This window comes from Actinomadura miaoliensis (assembly GCF_039536785.1).
In the GTDB taxonomy this organism is placed as follows: Bacteria; Actinomycetota; Actinomycetes; order Streptosporangiales; family Streptosporangiaceae; genus Spirillospora; species Spirillospora miaoliensis.
The window spans coordinates 23,170-39,540 of the sequence record NZ_BAAAZG010000059.1; the positions used below are offsets into that span (position 1 = coordinate 23,170).

Genomic DNA, 16,371 nt, shown 5'->3' on the forward strand with positions numbered 1-16,371 from the left:
CTCAGCCGAACTGGAAGGATCGCTTGGCCATCCCGAACCAGTAGCCGTCGATCACCGAGCGGCCGCGGGTGCCGCCGGTGCCGTCGGCGTCGGCGCCGAGCGCCACGAACAGGGGCGCGAAGTGCTCGGTGCGGGGGTGCGCCAGGCGCGCGGCGGGCGCCTTGGCCTCGAAGTCGAGCAGCGCGTCGACGTCTCCGGCGCCGACCGAGCGCTCGGCCCAGTCGTCGAACTCGACGGTGAACGCGGGGGGCGCGGCGTCGGGGGCGGGGCTCATCGCGCGCAGGTTGTGGGTGGTGAAGCCGCTGCCGACGATGAGCACTCCCTGGTCGCGCAGCGGGGCCAGCTTCCGGCCGATCTCGAACAGCCGCTCGGGTTCCAGGGTGGGCATGGACATCTGCAGCACGGGGACGTCGGCGTCCGGGTACATCTCCTTCAGCGGCACGTAGGCGCCGTGGTCGAGGCCGCGTTCGGGGTCGTGGTGGACGTCCGGCAGCATGCGGCGCACCGCGTCGGCGAGTTCGGGCGCACCAGGGGCCTCGTAGGTGACCTCGTAGTAGTGCCGGGGGAAGCCCCAGAAGTCGTACACCAGCGGCACCGTCCGGGTGGCGCCGATCGTGAGCGGGGCCTCCTCCCAGTGGGCGGACACCATGAGGACGGCGCGCGGGCGCGGCAGGTCGGCGGACCAGCGGGCGAGCTGGCCGGTCCAGACCTCGTCGTCGGCCAGGGGCGGGGCGCCGTGGCTGAGGTAGAGCACGGGCATCCGGGCGGTCATGATCGTCCCCGTTCCACTCGGTCCAGATAGTTCAAACTTTGACAAAGTCTGTGCGGAGCATACGCCGAGTTGGTTGAACCTTCAAGTCTTGAATCTTCAAGTAAGCTGGAGGGCATGGCCGAGTACGGGACGCGCTGGCTGGACGCCGAGGAGCAGCAGACCTGGCGGGCCTTCCTGTGGACGACCCGGCTGCTGAACGAGACGCTGGAACGCCAGCTCCAGCGCGACTCGGGCCTGCCGCACACCTACTACGTGATCCTGGCCATGCTGTCCGAGGCGCCGGGCCGGGCGCTGACCATGACCGAGCTGGCCGCGGTCGTGCGCTCCTCGCCGAGCCGCCTGTCGCACGCGGTCAACCGGCTGGAGGAGGCGGGCTGGGTGCGCCGCGCCAAGCATCCGGACGACCGGCGCACCACCATCGCCGAGCTCACCGACGAGGGCTTCGCCGTCCTGGAGGCGGCCGCCCCCGGGCACGTGGAGGCGGTGCGGCGCCACCTGTTCGACCCGCTCAGCCGCGAGGACGTGCTGCGGCTGCGCGAGATCCTGCGCACGCTGCTGGCCCACCTGGACCCCGACGGCGCCGGCAGCCCCGACATCTTCGGCCCCTGCGACGCCGCCGACGCCGCCGACGGTTCCGACTGCGCCGAGGACGGCGACGACGGCGGGCGCTCCGGCTGCCCGGCCTGCTAGCACGGCCTGACACGGACGCTAACGGGCACGCAGCTCCTCCCAGGCGGGGGCGGGGCCGGGCAGCTCGGCGTCCGCGGGCAGCCGCAGCCCCGCCAGGAGGAACGTCAGGTAGCGGTGCCGCAGCCGCCTGGTGCGCTCGTCGTCGCCGACGCGCAGGGCCTGCGCGTTCTCCAGGATCACGGCGACGTCGCCGACCTCGATGTCGCGGCGCAGCGCCCCCGCGTCCTTGAGGCGGTCCAGCAGCCGGTGCGTGGCCGCCCGCATCCGCCGCTCCCTGTCGGCGATCTCCTCGGTCGGCGGCAGGCCGGCCGCCGGCCGCATGCCGAGCGATCCGGCGCCCAGGTCCAGGCAGCGGCGCATGAAGTCGGCGAACGCCGTCCACGGATCGCGGTCGTCGGCGAGGGCGCGGTCCACCTCGGCCAGGTAGCGGTCCATGGCCTCGGCGGTGAGCCGCTGGAGCAGGTCCTCCTTGCTCCTGTACCGGCGGTACAGGGCGCTGATGCCGACGCCCGCGTGCCGGGCCACCGCCGCGATGGGCGCCTCGGGGTCGGCGGTGAACACCGCCCGGGCCGCCTCCCGGATCAGCCGGTCGTTGCGCGCCGCCTGGGCTCCGCGCCCGCTCGGCGGCCGCGCCCCGGCCCCGTCCGTGGACCCCCGCGTCGTCGACTCCATGCAGGTCATCGTAAGGAACGCGGGGTTCCGCGCCCGGCCGGGCACCGTCGTCACGGCGCGGCGAGGGCCTCGGTCGGGGCGAGCCGGGCCGCGCGGATCGCCGGATACAGCCCGGCGATCGCCCCGATCACCAGGGTGGCGGCGACGCCTCCGGCCATCGCCCACACCGGGACGACCGTCGGCCAGCCCTGGATCACCGCGAACACCGCCGTCACGACGATGCCCAGGCTCACCCCGCCGACCCCGCCGAGCGCGGCCAGCAGTTGCGACTCGGTGAGGAACTGCAGCCGGATCTGCCCGCGGGTGGCGCCCAGGGAGCGGCGCAGGCCGATCTCGGCGCGCCGCTCCAGCACCGAGATGACCATCGTGTTGGCCACCCCCACACCGCCGACCAGCAGCGCCACCCCGCCGAGGCCGAGCAGCAGCCCGGTGAACGCCTGGTCGGTGGCGTTCTGGGCGGCCAGCGCGTCCGAGGGGCGGCTGACCTCGATCTCGTTGGGCGACTCGGGGTTGGCGGTGGCGGCCAGCAGGTCGCGCACCTGCTCCACCCGGTCCTTGGCGGCGCGCGCGTACACCGTGGTGGGATGCCCGTCGAAGCCGAGCCGCGAGCCCGCCGCGTCCCAGCCGATCAGGGCGGCCGAGTCGAGTTCCTGGGCCAGGTCGGCGGGGGCGAGGATCCCGACGACGGTGAACCACTGCTCGCCGAGCCAGACCTGCGCGCCCGCCTGGGCGATCCCGAGCCGCCGGGCCGCCTCGGACCCCAGCACGACCGCCGGGTAGCGGCCGGTGCCCGCGTTCAGCCACGTCCCGTCGGCCATGGACAGCCCGACCGTGCGGGGCAGGTCCAGCCGGGTCGCCAGCACGCTGATCCCGCCGCTCTCGCCCTCGGGGATGTGGTCGTTGCGGTAGACCCTGGCGTCGACCTTGCCGGTGGCGGACGCCGACAGCACGTCCGGGATCCGGCCGATCATGCCGGTGGCGCTCTCGGGCAGTTTGGCGTCGGCGCCGAAGAAGTCCTTGCCGGGAGCGACGGTCAGCAGGTTGGTGCCGAGCCGGTCGAGGGTGGCCTGCAGCTGCGCCCGGCTGGAGGTGGAGATGCCCACCACGCCGATCATCGCGGCGATGCCGATCGCGATGCCCAGCGCCGACAGGAACACCCGCAGCGGGCGCGCCCGCAGCCCGGCCGCGCCCACCCGCAGCACGTCCCGCGGCCCCAGCCGGGCGGCCTGCTCCTCCGGCGCTCCGCGCCGCCGTCTCCTCGTCATCGCGGGTCTCCACGTCATCGCGCGACCTCCGCCCCGGCGGCCACGGTGTCGTGGACGATACGGCCGTCGCGCACGCGCACCTGGCGGGGCAGCGACGCGGCGATCTCCAGATCGTGGGTGATTACCACGACGGCGGTGCCGGACGCGGCCAGCTCGCGCAGCAGGTCGAGCACGCCCGCGCCGGACGCCGAGTCCAGCGCGCCGGTCGGCTCGTCGGCCAGCAGCATCGCCGGTTCCCCGACCACCGCCCGGGCGATCGCGACGCGCTGCTTCTCACCGCCCGACAGCTGGTGCGGCCGGTGCCCGAGCCGGTGGCCGAGGCCGACGCGCTCCAGGGCGGCGCGGGCGCGGCGCCGCCGCTCGGCCGGCGACGGTCCCGCGTACAGCAGCCCGTCGGCCACGTTGTCCAGCGCGGACACCCCGGCGGCCAGGTGGAACTGCTGGAAGACGAACCCGATCCGCCGGGCGCGCAGCACCGACAGCCGCCGGTCCGACATCCGCGACACGTCCCGGCCCTCCACCAGCACCGTCCCCGAGCTGGGCCGGTCCAGCGTGCCCAGCAGGTGCAGCAGCGTCGACTTCCCGGAGCCGGACGGTCCCACGACCGCGACCAGCTCCCCGGCGGCGACCGTCAGCGACACCCCGTCCAGCGCGGTCACCCCGCCGGGATAGGACTTGGTGACCTCGCGCAGCTCCGCGACGGGGATCATGCCGGGACCCCCACCTTCATGCCCTCGGCCAGCCCGGCCCCGGAGACCTCCACCTTGCCGTCGCTGAACACGCCCGTCTCCACGGGCACGGTGCGCACCCGCGAGCCCTCCACGACCTGCACGGCGTAGCCGCCGTCGGACTGGGCGAGCAGCGCGGCGACGGGGACGGCGAGCACGTCCTCGTGCCGTTCGGCGGTCAGCCGCACGTCCACCGGCGCCTTGTCGTAGGAGCCGAGCGCCCGCTGCCCGCGCAGGGCCACGGTGACGGAGATGGTGGTCGGGGACTCCTCGTCGCGTCCCTCCGTGGCGACCCTGCCGACCGCGCTGATCCTGCCCTTGACCGTGTCGCCGTCGGGCAGCTCCACCGTCACCTCGGCGCCCTTGCGGGCCAGCCGCTGGTACTTGACGTCCAGGTCGACGCTGACCACCCGGGTCGTGCCGGTGTAGGTGAGGATCGGGCCGCTCGCCTGGTCGCCGACCTCGGCCTTGCGTTCGGCCACGCGAATCGCGCCGGACGCGACGAGCACCGACCCGGGCGTCACCGTGCCGGTCTCGGACAGGCCGAGGTCGTCCTGCCAGCGCTCGACGGCGGCGGCAGTGGCGGAGTTGTACGTGTCGTCCACGGTGAAACCCGTGTAGCCGAGGGCCCGCAGGTTGCGTTCGAGCTGTTCGACGTCGGGTCCCTCGGTGCCCGCCGACAGCGTCCGGTAGACCGGCAGCCTCCCGTACAGCAGCGGCACCGCACGGTTGTCGATCTTGTAGGCGGACCGGCCGCGGGACACGACCGTGCCGGGCGCGGCGATCCAGGTGACCGTGCCGCGCCCGTCCCCGCCGGTCGCGGTACGGGTCGTCCCGTAGCCGAGGGTGCCGTCCACCGTCTGCGTCTCCACCAGCGTGGTGCGCTCGACCGGCTCGGTGGCGGGCGGCAGCGCGGACCCCGCGGCGGCGGGATCGGCCCCGCCGCCACCGCCCAGACCGACCGTGGCCAGGCCGGCGCCGCCGACCACCACCGCCCCGACAACGGCCAGCACCGCGATGCGCGTCCTGCTCACGGCGCGGTCTTCTTTCCGTCGACCATGCCCCCGCCGGCGCCGCGCTTGGGCGCGTACTTGTCGCACTCCTTCTGCGCCTTCTGCCACTCCGCGCTGCCGGGCGTGGGGCCGGGGTCGCCCTGCTTGTGCCCGATCACGACCTTCCCGTCGGGCTCCGGGTCGGGCATGTTGATGCCGTGCTCGCGCATGCACTTGGCCAGCGCGCGCATCTTGGCCAGCTCCTCGGCGGACGGCTTCTTCGGCTTGCCGCCGTCCGGCAGCAGGCGGCGGCACTTGGCCTCGGCGTTCTTCATCACCTCCGCGCCCTTGCCGTCCTCCTTGGTCACGCGGGCGCGCATGCCGCCATTGGGGTCCGGGTCGTCCATGTCGACGCCGTTCTCACGCATGCACCTGGCGTACTGCCGCATCTTGTCCAGGTCGGCGGCCTGCTCCTTGCGGGAGCTGCTCACGGCGTCCTCTCCGCCGTCGCCGCAGGCCGCGGGGCCGAGTGCCAGCACCGGCAACAGGGCCAGGGACGCCAGCATCCGTCGTCTCATCGGTCGCACTCCTCTTCCTCGGCGTCCTCCGGCGCCTCCCGCGCCGGAACACGTGCCGGAAGTCCAGCGCCGCGCCCATAACCCGGGCGTAACCGATCCGGGTTATGCCGGCGTTACGCGCCATGGCGAAGGCTGGTGCGGCACACGGCGTACGACGGAGGACGGGACACGGTGCGGGTACTGATCGCCGAGGACGAGCGCATGCTCGCCGACTCGATCGCCGAGGGCCTGCGGGCCGAGGCGCTGGCGGTGGACGTGGTGTACGACGGGGACGCGGCGCTGGAACGGCTCGGCGTCAACGACTACGACGTGCTCGTCCTGGACCGCGACCTGCCGGTCGTGCACGGCGACGACGTGTGCCGCGCGGTCGTCGACTCCGGCGCGCACGTGCGGGTGCTGATGCTCACCGCCGCGTCCGCCGTGCCCGCCCGCGTCGCCGGGCTGCGCCTGGGCGCCGACGACTACCTGGTCAAGCCGTTCGCGTTCGAGGAGCTGCTCGCGCGCGTCCACGCGCTGGGCCGCCGCGCCCGCCCCGCCGACCCGCCGCTGCTGGAACGCGCGGGCGTGCGGCTCGACCCGGCCCGCCGCGAGGTGTACCGCGACGGCCGGTACGTCCACCTGGCGCGCAAGGAGTTCGGCCTGCTCGCCGAGCTGCTGCGCGCCGACGGCGCCGTGGTGTCGGCCGAACGGCTGCTGGAGAAGGTGTGGGACGAGCACACCGACCCGTTCACCAACACCGTCCGCGTCACGCTGATGAAGCTGCGCCGCAAGCTGGGCGAGCCGCCGCTCATCGAGACCGTCCCGGGAGTGGGGTACCGGATTCCATGAACACGCTGGTGCAGGGGCTGCGGCCCACGATCCGGGTCCGGCTCACGCTGCTGTACGGCGGCCTGTTCCTGCTCGGCGGGATCGTGCTGCTGGCGCTGACGTACTTCCTGGTCAAGAACACCGTGGCGCCGCCGAAGGGCGCGGTGGAGAGCGGCAGGCTGACCTACTACGGCCAGACGGAGCCCCCGGCGGCGATGAACCGGGTCTTCGCGGACGTCCCGCCGGACACGCTGATCCCCGCCCGGGAGGCGCAGGCGGTGATGGTCAGGGTCAAGGACGACTCGCAGCAGGAGACCCTGAACTCCGTGCTCACCCAGGGCGGCATCGCGCTGGCCGTGGTGACCGCCGCCGCGTTCGGGCTGGGCTGGCTGTTCACCGACCGGGCGCTGCGTCCGCTGCACGCCATCACCGAGACGGCGCGGCGGGTGGCGCGCAGCCACAACCTCACCGAGCGGATCGCCTACCGGGGACCGCGCGACGACGTCAAGGAGCTGGCCGACACGTTCGACACCATGCTGGAGCGGCTCGCCCGCGCCTTCGACGGCCAGCGCCGTTTCGTCGCCAACGCCTCGCACGAGCTGCGCACGCCCCTGGCCATCAACCGGACGCTCATCGACGTGGCCCTGCGCCGCCCGGACGCCACCGACGACGTCCGGCGGCTCGGCGAGTCGCTGCTGGTCGTCAACGGCCGGCACGAACGGCTCATCGACGGGCTGCTCACGCTGGCGGGCAGCGAGAACGAGGTGACCGACACCAGTCCGCTCGACCTGGCCGACGTCGCCGCGCACGTCCTCGACCAGGCCGCGGCCGAGGCGTCGGCGCGCGGGGTCGGCGCGTCCCGCGCGCTGGCGGCGGCGCCCACGGCGGGCGACCCGGTGCTGGTCGAACGGCTCGTGCAGAACCTGGTGGAGAACGCGATCAGGCACAACCACGAGGACGGGTCGCTGTCGGTCGTCACGCGCCGCCGCGGCGGCTGGGCCGAGCTGGTCGTCTCCAACAGCGGACCGGTCGTCCCGCCGTACGAGGTGGAGACCATCTTCGAGCCGTTCCGCCGCCTCGGCACCGACCGCGTGCGCTCGGACCGGGGCTCGGGCCTCGGGCTGTCGATCGTGCGCGCCACGGCCACGGCCCACGGCGGGACGGTCACCGCCGAGCCGCGGGCGGGCGGCGGGCTGGTCGTCACCGTGCGCCTGCCCGCCCGGGAAGAGAACGTCCCGCCGGACGCGGCGCGGCTTCCGGCGGGACGGGATCGGTGGGCGTCGCCCGGACGGCTCAGCGGAAGTTGACGTCGCTGCAGATGTAGTACGTCTGGTCCATGTGCGACGCCTTCCAGACGGTGTAGACGACGTGGCGGCCGCTGCGTCCGGAGACGTTCACGTTGGACACCACGTAATTGTTGGCGGGCGCGTACCGGGGCGTCTCGCGGACCAGTTCCAGGTCGCTCCAGCGCAGCGGCTGGGTCAGGGCGTTGTAGCCCTGGCGGGTGACGTAGACGCGGATGTAGTCCGCGCCGTGGCTGGCCTGGTCGTACAGGTTGATGGTGAACGTGCTGGAGATGTCCTTCATCTTCCACGCGCCCACGGCGTCCAGGGAGCGGTAGCGGCCGCCCTCGGCCAGGCCGCCGCTGCACAGCTGCCCGTCCCGGACCACGGCCTGGTGGTTACCGCCGACGTTGTTCTGGTACAGGCCGTTCCAGTTCCACATGGCGTTGGGGTTGTCCTGCCACGCCTGCCAGCACATGGGGTCCTGCTGCGCCATGTCGGGGTTCAGGTGGTCGCTGCCCCAGCGCTGCCAGCAGCCGTAGTTGCGGGACGCCGGGTCGATGACGGATCCGTGCGCCGACGCGGTGTCGACCGACACGAGCGGCACGAGCGCCGCCGCGGAGAGCATGGTCAGGGCACGGCGGAGCATTCGGTTGAGGCGCATTACGCGTTCTCCGTTCCGGTGGCGGGGGTTGCCGGATTGGGAGCGCTCCCATGCGGATGCTAACCCGGCGCCCGCAAATGCGTCATCCGGGCCGTGAAATGTTTCATGACCCGGATGACGGCGGAGAAACGCTAATCGCCGGAGGTGCGTCCCCGAACGGTGGAAATGAGGGCGTCACCGCTGTTCGGATCTCCGGCCAGCGCGGCGGCGCGGCGGATCTCCTCGTCGGTCATGGAGCCGGCCAGCCGGATCGCCTCGTGCACGCCGTCCCCGCTGCCCGCGCCGAGCATCGCCAGGAACCAGCGCACGGCCTGCACCGGATCGGGTTCGGTGCCGTAGCCGTCCCGGTACCAGCACGCCGCCACGAACATCGCCGGCGGGTACCCGCCGTGCGCGGCCCGCAGATACCACCGCAGCGCCTCCTCGTCCCGATCCTCCTTGGCCAGCAGATTGCCCAGTTCCGTGGCCGCCTCCGCCAGCCCCTGGTCGGCGGCCCCCTCCAGCAGGGCCACCAATTCGTCCCGGCTCATGCACCCGGCGAGCCGTTCCTCCCGCAGATGCAGCAGCGCCAGGTTGAACATGGCGAAATGGTCCCCGGCGAGGGCCGCGGGACGGAACAACTCCGCCGCTTTCTCCACGTCCCGTTCCACGCCTTTGCCCGCCGCGTACAAATGCCCGAGCCCCCGCTGCGCCGCCGGATGGCGCCGCTGCGCCGCGAGCGTCCAGTACCGCAGCGCGGTCTCCGCGTCGCCGTCGTGTTCCAGCGCGATACCGCCCAGCGCGTTCTGCGCCTCCACGTCGCCCTCGTCGGCCAGCGCGACGAGCGGCCCCCGCAGTTCCTCCAGCCGCGCCCTCGCCTCCCGGCTCCCGCGTTGCGCGGCCCGAAACGCCTCCACCGCGGCTTCCACAACCGATCCCATGCACATCGCCTCCGGGGAATGGGACGCCGAAAACACCGTCCCGGATCGTCCCGACGGCGAGTCTCTTTTCCGTCCTGCTCACTCCTTCGTCCGGTTGACACGCAAGCGGTCCCCGTGCCATCGCCGAACGCCGGTCAGCGCATGGGCCGTTCTGTCGGTGACCTCTGCTCTACTGGCCGTCGACCGTCTGGCGTACCGGACCGAGGAGTTCCGATGGGTGTGTTGACCGACTACTTCCGCGCGCCCGATGCGGAATCAGTGGTGGAAGCGCTGGAACCCGATGGCAGTCTGTTCGGCTGCGGCTTCGACAGAGTCCAGACCAAAGGCGTGGATTCGTGCGTCGTCCTGGGGCAGCTGATCGCGGCCATCACGAAGGTGCCGTGGTCACCGGACCTGGTCAAGGAGACGACGGTGTGGCCGACCACCCCGTATCCCTGGCCGGAAGGCCCCGAAGACGATGACGACCCATGGGTGACGGGGCCGTGGGTGACGCAGCTTGACAGCTCGGTGCGGGACGCGCTGGCAGGAGTGCCGGATACGGACGTACCGGAGCTGGCCGCCGAGTGGATGCGGGCCGAGGAGCTCGACGTGACGCGCGTCGAGCACATCCAACCGCTGCTCGAGAAACTGATCGAGCTCGCCGTACTGGCCCGCGCCAGGGGAGAGCAGCTCTATTGCTGGGTCTGCCTTTAGGCGCCCCTCATCCGGGCCGGCTGGCGGGCGGCGTGAATTGCCGGCCCTCCTGCCAGGCGAAAGGCGCGTCGACCATTCCTTTCACGCCCGGTGCACGGCCAAGTCGCAGCGGCCGGGGGCGACGTGGGGGCGCAGGACGAGGTGCTCGTCGTAGTCCCCGCCGTGCTCGGCGCGGTACGGAATGGGCGCCGCGGTCGGCAGGCTGCGCAGGCGCCGCCTCAGCTCGGCGGCCGCGGCACGGTAGCCGCCGGGGGTGAGGCGGTCGGCGCCGGTCAGCACCAGCGGCGGCAGCACCGACATGCCCGTGTACCACAGCGTGCCGTGCAACAGCGGAAACAGCACCTGCTCGGCGTCGCCGTGCACGCCGCGCGGGCCCATGCCCGCGGCACGCGCGCCCGCCGTGGTGATGACGAACGCGCGCCTGCCCGCCAGGGTGCCCTCGCCGTAGCGCAGGACGCGCCCGTCGCCGTCCCGCACCCCGAACCCGAACCCCTTGGCGAACACCCGGTCGAACCAGCCCTTCAGGATGGCGGGCACGCTGTGCCACCACAGCGGGAACTGCACGACGAGCGCGTCCGCCCACAGGAGTTTCTCCTGCTCGCGGCGGACGTCGTGGTCGCACGTGTCCTGGTCGCACGTGCCGGCGGCGTCGTCCACCACGGGGTTCCACCGCATCGCGTACAGGTCGGACTGCCGGACGTCGTGGCCCAGGTCCGCGAGGGTGCGCAGGCCCTCGTCGCGCAGCGCGCCGTTCAGCGAGCGCGGCTCGGGATGCGCCAGAACCCACAGCACGTTCATCGGTCGCGGCTCCTTCCGCTCGGCGTCGTTCCGGCCATGCTGCTCGCCGGGCGTGCGGCCGGGCCAGTGGCCCGATGGCCAATATGTGCAAGGATCGGGCCATGGCCGTGTTCCGTGACGACGGGCGGCACCGGGTGGCGGTCCTGGTCCGGCACGGCGTGCTGCCGATGGAGCTGGGCCTGGTGCACCAGTTGTTCGGCACGGCGACGGCACCGGACGGGAGCCCGCTGTACGAGGTGGTGACGTGCTCCACCACGCCAGGCCCGGTGCGCACCGACGCCGACTTCGCCGTCACGGTGCCCCACGGCCCCGAGGCGCTCGGCGAGGCCGACACCGTGATCGTCCCGGCGTCGCACGAGGAGGACGAGAAGCTGCGGCCGGGCGCGCTGCCCGAGCCGCTGGCCGAGGCGCTGGCCCGCGTCCGGCCGTCCGCGCGCGTCGCCTCGGTGTGCACCGGCGCGTTCGTGCTGGCGGCGGCGGGGCTGCTGGACGGGTGCCCCGCCACCACCCACTGGATGTCGTGCGACCTGTTCGCCCGGACGTTCCCGGACGTGGCGGTCGACGCCGCCGTGCTCTACACCGACGCCGGACGGGTGCTGACCTCGGCGGGCGAGGCGGCCGGGATCGACCTGGTCCTGCACATGATCCGCGGTGACCACGGCGCGGCGGTCGCGACCGCGGTGGCCCGCCGCACGGTGGTGCCGCCGCACCGCGAAGGCGGCCAGGCCCAGTACATCCCGCGCCCGCTGCCCGAACCCGGCGTGACCTCGACGAGCCGTGCGCGCGCCTGGGCGCTGGAGAACCTGCACCGCCCCCTGACGCTGCGCGACCTGGCGTCCCGCGAGGCGATGAGCGTGCGCACCTTCACCCGCCGTTTCCGCGAGGAGGTCGGCACCTCGCCGGGCCGCTGGCTGACGCGCCGGCGCGTCGACCTGGCCCGGCGGCTGCTGGAGGAGACCGACCTGACCGTCGACCAGATCGCCGAACGCGCGGGCTTCGGCACCGGCGCGTCCCTGCGCCGGCACCTGCAGGACGCCCTCGGCGTCGCCCCCACCGCCTACCGCGCCACCTTCCGCGGCCAGTCCGGGCCCTAGTCCAGGCCGAGGACGGCCGTCCCGGGGAGGGGGCCGCCCCCGATCGGCGGTGGGCCGCCCCCCTCGGGCCCATGTCGGCATCAGCCGATGCGGACGAGCATCTTCCCGATGTTGGCTCCCCGCATGAGGCTCAGGAAGGCGGCGGGCGCCTGTTCGAGCCCCTCGAAAACGGTTTGTTCGTTGCGCAGCGTGCCGTCGGCGAGCCATTCGGCGCCGCGCCGGACCCATTCGGGAGACAGGTGGAGATACGCGTCGATCAGCATGCCGTGCAGGCTCGCGTTCTTGCCCGCCAGATCGAACAGGTTGCGCGGGCCGGGCGGCGGTTCGGTGGCGTTGTAGGAACTGATCGCGCCGACCATCGCGATCCGGCCGCGCTCGCGCAGAAGGCCGATCGCGGCCTCCAGATGGTCGCCGCCGACATTGTCCAAATAGTAGTCGATGCCGTCGGGGGCGGCCTTGGCGAGCTGCTCGGCGATCGGCCCGGCCTTGTAGTCGATGCCTTCGTCATAGCCGAAATCGGTCACCAGCCTCCGCGTCTTCTCGGGGCCGCCGGCCGAGCCGATGACCTTCGCGGCGCCGAGCTTGCGGGCCACCTGGCCGGCGACGCTTCCCACGGCCCCCGCGGCGGCCGAGACGAACACCACGTCGCCCTCGCGCACCGCCGCGACCTCGGTCAACGTCGCGTACGCGGTGAGCCCGGTGATCCCCAGAACACCCAGATACGCCTCGGCCGGTGCGAGGTCCGTGTCGACGACGGTCGCCTCGGCGGCCGCCACGACGGCGTACTCCCGCCAGCCCAGGAAGTGCGAGACGGTCGCGCCGACCGGTATCGCCGCCGACCGTGAGGCCACGACCTCCCCGACGGCGAGGCCGGGCAAGGGGGCATCGAGATCGAACGGCGGAAGATGCACTTTCCCCTTCATCGATTCCCGCATCCAGGGATCCACCGACATCCAGGTGTTACGGACCACGATCTGCCCGTCCCCGGGTTCGGGCACCTCGGTACGGACCATCGTGAAAACGTCCGCCTTCGGCTCACCGACCGGACGGTAAGCCAGTCGGAATTCGCGGCTCACGAGTTGCACGCCCATCAAATACCCCTTCACGTCGTACTTCTTTCGACAAGAAGCCAACCGTGCAGAACGCTGGGCGGCCATGGCCGGACGTCCCGAGCCCATGTCCGATCGTCTCGGCAGCCACCTCGTCCTGTCAGGAACCGAGCGAAACGCCAAGGCCCGCCCGGGGAGGCGCGGTGCTGTCGTAGGCGTCGCGGGCGCGGACCGTGGCGGCGCGGTGGCGCTCGGCCCACTCGGTGAGCCCGAGGAGGTACGCGCAGAGTTCGCGGGCCATGTCGGTGGCGACGTACTCGACCTTGGGCGGCACCGTCGGGTGAACGGTGCGCACCAGCAGGCCGTCGCGCTCCAGGTTGCGCAGCGTCAGCGTGAGCATCCGCCGGCTGATGCCGCTGACCGCGCGCTCCAACTCGGTGAAGCGCACCGGTCCACGGGTCGCCTCCATCAGGACGCCGATGCTCCACTTTCCCCCGACCCGGCCGAGGACGTCGAGGATCGTGCAGACCTGCCCGCCGTCGACCTGCCCGGGAACACAGGTGTTCCGCTGTGACGCTCCTCGAAGACCGCGACCACGCACTTCAGCGCAAGATCTCGCACAAGTACCTGGGCGAGGACCCGCCGCCCGACCCCGAAGGCACGGTACGCGTTGTGGTCCGCCTCACCCCCCACGCCACCAACACCTTTTCGGCATGAACCGTCATGCGAGTCAGGGGCGTCCTCGCAAAGCGGCCACCGGTCGTCCTTCCGTGCCGCCAACCGCGGGTGCGGGGGAACCGTTTGGGTGACGGCGGGCGGGCCTGCGGCTGGTCGATGCTTCGTCAGAGGGGTGGCCACGAGCCGGCGGGACGGCCGTGCGCCGTGCCCGTCATGTCAGGAGCGATGGGCGCCGGGGCGGCCGTCCTCGACGACGAACGCCGCGTTCGTACGCACGGCGGCGTCCGGCGAGACGACCTGGCCGCGCTCACCGGCGGTGTCGACGGCGCGATGCTCGGTCGTCCACGTCGAAGGGGTGAGGCGGCAGGTGAGGTAGCCGCGGTGGTAACCCTCGAAGTAGCGGATGTAGGGCATCTCCTGGCCCATCGTGGCGTGGATGACCGCCTGCTCGGCGAGGGTGGTGCCGCGGCTGGCGATCGCCGTCCCGGTGAACTCGGTGGCGACCGTTCGCGCCGCCGGGTCGTCGAAGTCCAGGGTGAGGTCGCTGACGATGTTGACGTGCGAGTCGCCCGACAGCACGACCGGATTGCGCACGTGGGCGGCGCGTTCGAGGATGCGCCGGCGGGACTCGGGGAAGCCGTCCCACTTGTCCTGGTCCAGTGAGCGTCCGGGGCCCGGCTTGAGGTCGAGCTGGGCCATGACGACCTGGGCGGTGACCACGTTCCAGCGCGCGCGGGATCGGGAGAGTCCCTGCAGCAGCCAGCTTTCTTGCTGGTCGCCGAGCATGGTGCGTCCGGGGACGCGGTAGCGGCGGGTGTCGGTCACGTTGAACTCCACCATGTCGCCGAAGGTGAGGCGGCGGTACAGGGGCTGGACGGCACGCAGCGGAAGGTGCTCGTAGTAGGCGCGAGTGGCGGCGGCCAAGCGCGCGCGGAAGGCGGCGGGGGGCTGTTGGTCCGGGTCGGCGGGGGTCTCGCCCGCCCAGTTGCCGTCGACTTCGTGGTCGTCCCAGGTGAGCACCCAGGGAAGGGCGGCGTGGGCGGCCTGGAGCTGAGGGTCGCTCTTGTAGAGGGCGTAGCGGAGCCGGTACTGGTCCAGGGTCATGGCCTCTGGGCGCAGGTGTTCGGGCGGTAGGGAGGCGCGGGCGAATCCCGGTGTGTCCGGGGTGCCGGTGGGGGTGATGGGCTCCTCGTAGATGTAGTCGCCCAGGTGGAGCAGCAGTTCCAGGTCCTCGCGGGCGATGTGCTGGTAGGCGGCGAAGTAGCCGTTCTGCCAGTCCTGGCAGGACGCGACCGCGAAGGCGAACGAGGACAGCGACCCGGGGGCCGGGGCCGTGCGTGTGCGTCCAACGGGACTGATGTCGCGGCCGACGCGGAAACGGTAGAAGTACCAGGACGCGGGGCGCAATCCCCTGGGTTCCACGTGCACGCTGTGCGCCGATTCCGGTCGCGCCAGGGTTTCCCCTGAACGCACGACGCGATGGAAGTGCTCGTCTTCGGCGACCTGCCACTCGACGCGTATCGGGCGGTCCGGCATGCCGCCGCCTACGTCGAGCGGGCGGGGAGCCAGGCGCGTCCACAGGATCACGCTGTCCGGGAGCGGGTCTCCTGAGGCGACCCCGAGGGTGAAGGGGTCGGCCGGGGTGCGGCGGCGCGGCGACGGCGCCATGGGCATGACGAGCACTCCGGCGGCCGCACCGTGGGCGAGGAAGCGTCGTCGGGTGATGGAGAGCAAGGCGGAACCTTCCTCCTCGGGGATATAGCTAACGGTTAGCTATAGCACAGCGGCGGCCCGGCCGTCGGTGAGACGGCCGGGCACGGCGGCTATGGGCGGCGGGTTTCGGCGTAGGTGAGCGTTGTGACGGCGGCCAGCAGGAGCAGGGCGCCGGTCAGGGTGGACGGGGTGAGGCGCTCGTCCAGGACGGTCACGGCGATGACGGCCGCGCTCACCGGTTCCAGCAGCATGACGACCGAGGCGGTGGCGGCTCGGACGGCGGCGGCCCCCGCGAAGTACAGCGGGTACGCCAGGGCGGTCGGGACCGCCGCCACGTAGGCCAGCAGGACGAGGACGCGTACCGGGTCGGCGGTGTGCGGCAGCAGTCCCTCTGCGGCTGCCAGGGGCAGGAGTACCGCGGCGCCTATGCCGAAGGCCCACAGGGTGGTGGTGAAGGAGTCCTGGTCCGGGCCCGCCCAGCGGGTGAGGAGCGTGGCCACGGCGTATCCGGCGGCTGACAGCAGGGCGAGTGCCATGCCCAGGGGACGCACCGTTCCGGTGTCGTCCCCCAGGACGAGCACCGAGAGCCCGGCGAGGGCTCCGGCCAGGGACGCGACGCCGCCCACACCGAGACGCTCACCCAACACGAGGCGGGCGCCCACGGCGATGAGCACCGGCCCGGCCCCCAGGGTGACGATGGTGGCCACCGCCACACCCGTGGTCTGGACGGCTCCGAAGTAGGCGGTCTGGAAGACGGTGAGCCCCAGCCCTGTCCCCAGGCGGTGGGAGAGGCGTGGCTGTTTCCCGGACGGACGTACGGCGGGCCGTACGAGGAGGAGCAGGGCCAGGCCGCTGACGTAGCGCCAGAAGGAGACGGCCGCCGGCCCCAGGTCGCTCGACCGGTAGGCCAGGTCCACGGCTGCGCCCGTGGTGCCCCAGGTCGTGCCGGCGATGGCCAGGTACAGAAGTCCGCGT

General features: G+C 72.7%; 19 protein-coding genes. 6 read left to right on the plus strand and 13 right to left on the minus strand.

Features of this window, described 5'->3' with window-relative positions; genetic code table 11:
* Position 1: 1 nt before the first annotated feature.
* Positions 2-772: a dioxygenase family protein gene (locus tag ABD811_RS36780; protein ID WP_344957032.1), complete on the minus strand. Its 771-nt coding sequence runs from the start codon at positions 770-772 to the stop codon at positions 2-4.
* Between the two features lie 114 nt (positions 773-886).
* Between ABD811_RS36780 and ABD811_RS36785 the strand changes: the two genes are divergently transcribed.
* A complete protein-coding gene (locus tag ABD811_RS36785; protein WP_344957034.1) occupies positions 887-1,462 on the plus strand; it encodes a MarR family winged helix-turn-helix transcriptional regulator in 576 nt (191 codons plus the stop codon).
* 18 nt (positions 1,463-1,480) lie between these two features.
* On the opposite strand, the gene ABD811_RS36790 is transcribed toward ABD811_RS36785, so the two are convergent.
* Genes ABD811_RS36790 through ABD811_RS36810 form a run of 5 tightly spaced genes read right to left on the minus strand, consistent with a single transcriptional unit; the run spans position 1,481 to position 5,697 of the window.
* Positions 1,481-2,134 carry a TetR/AcrR family transcriptional regulator gene (locus ABD811_RS36790; RefSeq protein ID WP_344957036.1) on the minus strand — a complete coding sequence of 218 codons (654 nt, stop codon included), beginning with the start codon at positions 2,132-2,134 and terminating at the stop codon, positions 1,481-1,483.
* Positions 2,135-2,184: 50 nt separating this feature from the next.
* Positions 2,185-3,399, minus strand: coding sequence for an ABC transporter permease (locus ABD811_RS36795; RefSeq protein ID WP_344957038.1), 1,215 nt, complete (start codon positions 3,397-3,399; stop codon positions 2,185-2,187).
* Between the two features lie 14 nt (positions 3,400-3,413).
* Positions 3,414-4,109 (minus strand): ABC transporter ATP-binding protein, encoded by a 696-nt coding sequence (locus ABD811_RS36800; protein WP_344957040.1) that lies wholly within the window; start codon positions 4,107-4,109, stop codon positions 3,414-3,416.
* Complete coding sequence (locus ABD811_RS36805) at positions 4,106-5,161, minus strand: peptidoglycan-binding protein (protein WP_344957042.1); 1,056 nt, start codon at positions 5,159-5,161, stop codon at positions 4,106-4,108. The genes ABD811_RS36800 and ABD811_RS36805 overlap by 4 nt, the downstream gene beginning before the upstream one ends.
* Complete coding sequence (locus ABD811_RS36810) at positions 5,158-5,697, minus strand: hypothetical protein (protein ID WP_344957044.1); 540 nt, start codon at positions 5,695-5,697, stop codon at positions 5,158-5,160. Before ABD811_RS36810 ends, ABD811_RS36805 begins: the two co-directional genes overlap by 4 nt.
* A 171-nt stretch (positions 5,698-5,868) precedes the next feature.
* Here ABD811_RS36810 and ABD811_RS36815 point away from each other — a divergent pair, with 171 nt between their 5' ends.
* The gene (locus ABD811_RS36815; protein WP_344957046.1) at positions 5,869-6,525 is read left to right on the plus strand and encodes a response regulator transcription factor; all 657 of its coding nucleotides are present in this window, start codon (positions 5,869-5,871) and stop codon (positions 6,523-6,525) included.
* Entirely contained in the window at positions 6,522-7,811 is a 1,290-nt protein-coding gene (locus tag ABD811_RS36820) for a sensor histidine kinase (protein WP_344957048.1), read from the plus strand. The genes ABD811_RS36815 and ABD811_RS36820 overlap by 4 nt, the downstream gene beginning before the upstream one ends.
* On the opposite strand, the gene ABD811_RS36825 is transcribed toward ABD811_RS36820, so the two are convergent.
* Together ABD811_RS36825 and ABD811_RS36830 are read right to left on the minus strand one after the other, a co-directional pair.
* Positions 7,798-8,451: a lytic polysaccharide monooxygenase auxiliary activity family 9 protein gene (locus tag ABD811_RS36825; RefSeq protein WP_344957050.1), complete on the minus strand. Its 654-nt coding sequence runs from the start codon at positions 8,449-8,451 to the stop codon at positions 7,798-7,800. The genes ABD811_RS36820 and ABD811_RS36825 overlap by 14 nt on opposite strands.
* Before the next feature lie 131 nt (positions 8,452-8,582).
* A complete protein-coding gene (locus tag ABD811_RS36830; RefSeq protein ID WP_344957052.1) occupies positions 8,583-9,371 on the minus strand; it encodes a tetratricopeptide repeat protein in 789 nt (262 codons plus the stop codon).
* 213 nt (positions 9,372-9,584) lie between these two features.
* Here ABD811_RS36830 and ABD811_RS36835 point away from each other — a divergent pair, with 213 nt between their 5' ends.
* Positions 9,585-10,064 carry a hypothetical protein gene (locus tag ABD811_RS36835; protein WP_344957054.1) on the plus strand — a complete coding sequence of 160 codons (480 nt, stop codon included), beginning with the start codon at positions 9,585-9,587 and terminating at the stop codon, positions 10,062-10,064.
* Between the two features lie 81 nt (positions 10,065-10,145).
* Here ABD811_RS36835 and ABD811_RS36840 read toward each other — a convergent pair whose 3' ends face one another.
* Complete coding sequence (locus tag ABD811_RS36840; RefSeq protein ID WP_344957056.1) at positions 10,146-10,862, minus strand: NAD(P)H-dependent oxidoreductase; 717 nt, start codon at positions 10,860-10,862, stop codon at positions 10,146-10,148.
* A 101-nt stretch (positions 10,863-10,963) separates the two neighbouring features.
* Between ABD811_RS36840 and ABD811_RS36845 the strand changes: the two genes are divergently transcribed.
* Positions 10,964-11,956: a GlxA family transcriptional regulator gene (locus ABD811_RS36845; protein WP_344957057.1), complete on the plus strand. Its 993-nt coding sequence runs from the start codon at positions 10,964-10,966 to the stop codon at positions 11,954-11,956.
* A gap of 80 nt (positions 11,957-12,036) precedes the next feature.
* Here ABD811_RS36845 and ABD811_RS36850 read toward each other — a convergent pair whose 3' ends face one another.
* Positions 12,037-13,047 (minus strand): NADP-dependent oxidoreductase, encoded by a 1,011-nt coding sequence (locus ABD811_RS36850; RefSeq protein WP_344957059.1) that lies wholly within the window; start codon positions 13,045-13,047, stop codon positions 12,037-12,039.
* A 118-nt stretch (positions 13,048-13,165) separates the two neighbouring features.
* Positions 13,166-13,525: a winged helix-turn-helix transcriptional regulator gene (locus ABD811_RS36855; protein WP_425549504.1), complete on the minus strand. Its 360-nt coding sequence runs from the start codon at positions 13,523-13,525 to the stop codon at positions 13,166-13,168.
* Between the two features lie 50 nt (positions 13,526-13,575).
* Here ABD811_RS36855 and ABD811_RS36860 point away from each other — a divergent pair, with 50 nt between their 5' ends.
* Complete coding sequence (locus ABD811_RS36860) at positions 13,576-13,722, plus strand: hypothetical protein (protein ID WP_344957443.1); 147 nt, start codon at positions 13,576-13,578, stop codon at positions 13,720-13,722.
* A 177-nt stretch (positions 13,723-13,899) separates the two neighbouring features.
* Here ABD811_RS36860 and ABD811_RS36865 read toward each other — a convergent pair whose 3' ends face one another.
* Both ABD811_RS36865 and ABD811_RS36870 read right to left on the minus strand, forming a co-directional pair.
* Positions 13,900-15,417 carry an alkaline phosphatase D family protein gene (locus ABD811_RS36865; protein ID WP_344957063.1) on the minus strand — a complete coding sequence of 506 codons (1,518 nt, stop codon included), beginning with the start codon at positions 15,415-15,417 and terminating at the stop codon, positions 13,900-13,902.
* Between the two features lie 89 nt (positions 15,418-15,506).
* Positions 15,507-16,371, minus strand: an 865-nt coding sequence (locus ABD811_RS36870) for a DMT family transporter (protein WP_344957065.1), incomplete at its 5' end; no start/stop codon positions are given.

Coding starts and splice junctions, on each gene's coding strand:
- ABD811_RS36780 (WP_344957032.1), bottom strand. CDS start 772: ATGACCGCCCGGATGCCCGTGCTCTACCTCAGCCACGGCGCCCCGCCC.
- ABD811_RS36785 (WP_344957034.1), top strand. CDS start 887: ATGGCCGAGTACGGGACGCGCTGGCTGGACGCCGAGGAGCAGCAGACC.
- ABD811_RS36790 (WP_344957036.1), bottom strand. CDS start 2,134: ATGGAGTCGACGACGCGGGGGTCCACGGACGGGGCCGGGGCGCGGCCG.
- ABD811_RS36795 (WP_344957038.1), bottom strand. CDS start 3,399: ATGACGAGGAGACGGCGGCGCGGAGCGCCGGAGGAGCAGGCCGCCCGG.
- ABD811_RS36800 (WP_344957040.1), bottom strand. CDS start 4,109: ATGATCCCCGTCGCGGAGCTGCGCGAGGTCACCAAGTCCTATCCCGGC.
- ABD811_RS36810 (WP_344957044.1), bottom strand. CDS start 5,697: ATGAGACGACGGATGCTGGCGTCCCTGGCCCTGTTGCCGGTGCTGGCA.
- ABD811_RS36820 (WP_344957048.1), top strand. CDS start 6,522: ATGAACACGCTGGTGCAGGGGCTGCGGCCCACGATCCGGGTCCGGCTC.
- ABD811_RS36825 (WP_344957050.1), bottom strand. CDS start 8,451: ATGCGCCTCAACCGAATGCTCCGCCGTGCCCTGACCATGCTCTCCGCG.
- ABD811_RS36830 (WP_344957052.1), bottom strand. CDS start 9,371: ATGGGATCGGTTGTGGAAGCCGCGGTGGAGGCGTTTCGGGCCGCGCAA.
- ABD811_RS36835 (WP_344957054.1), top strand. CDS start 9,585: ATGGGTGTGTTGACCGACTACTTCCGCGCGCCCGATGCGGAATCAGTG.
- ABD811_RS36840 (WP_344957056.1), bottom strand. CDS start 10,862: ATGAACGTGCTGTGGGTTCTGGCGCATCCCGAGCCGCGCTCGCTGAAC.
- ABD811_RS36845 (WP_344957057.1), top strand. CDS start 10,964: ATGGCCGTGTTCCGTGACGACGGGCGGCACCGGGTGGCGGTCCTGGTC.
- ABD811_RS36850 (WP_344957059.1), bottom strand. CDS start 13,047: ATGGGCGTGCAACTCGTGAGCCGCGAATTCCGACTGGCTTACCGTCCG.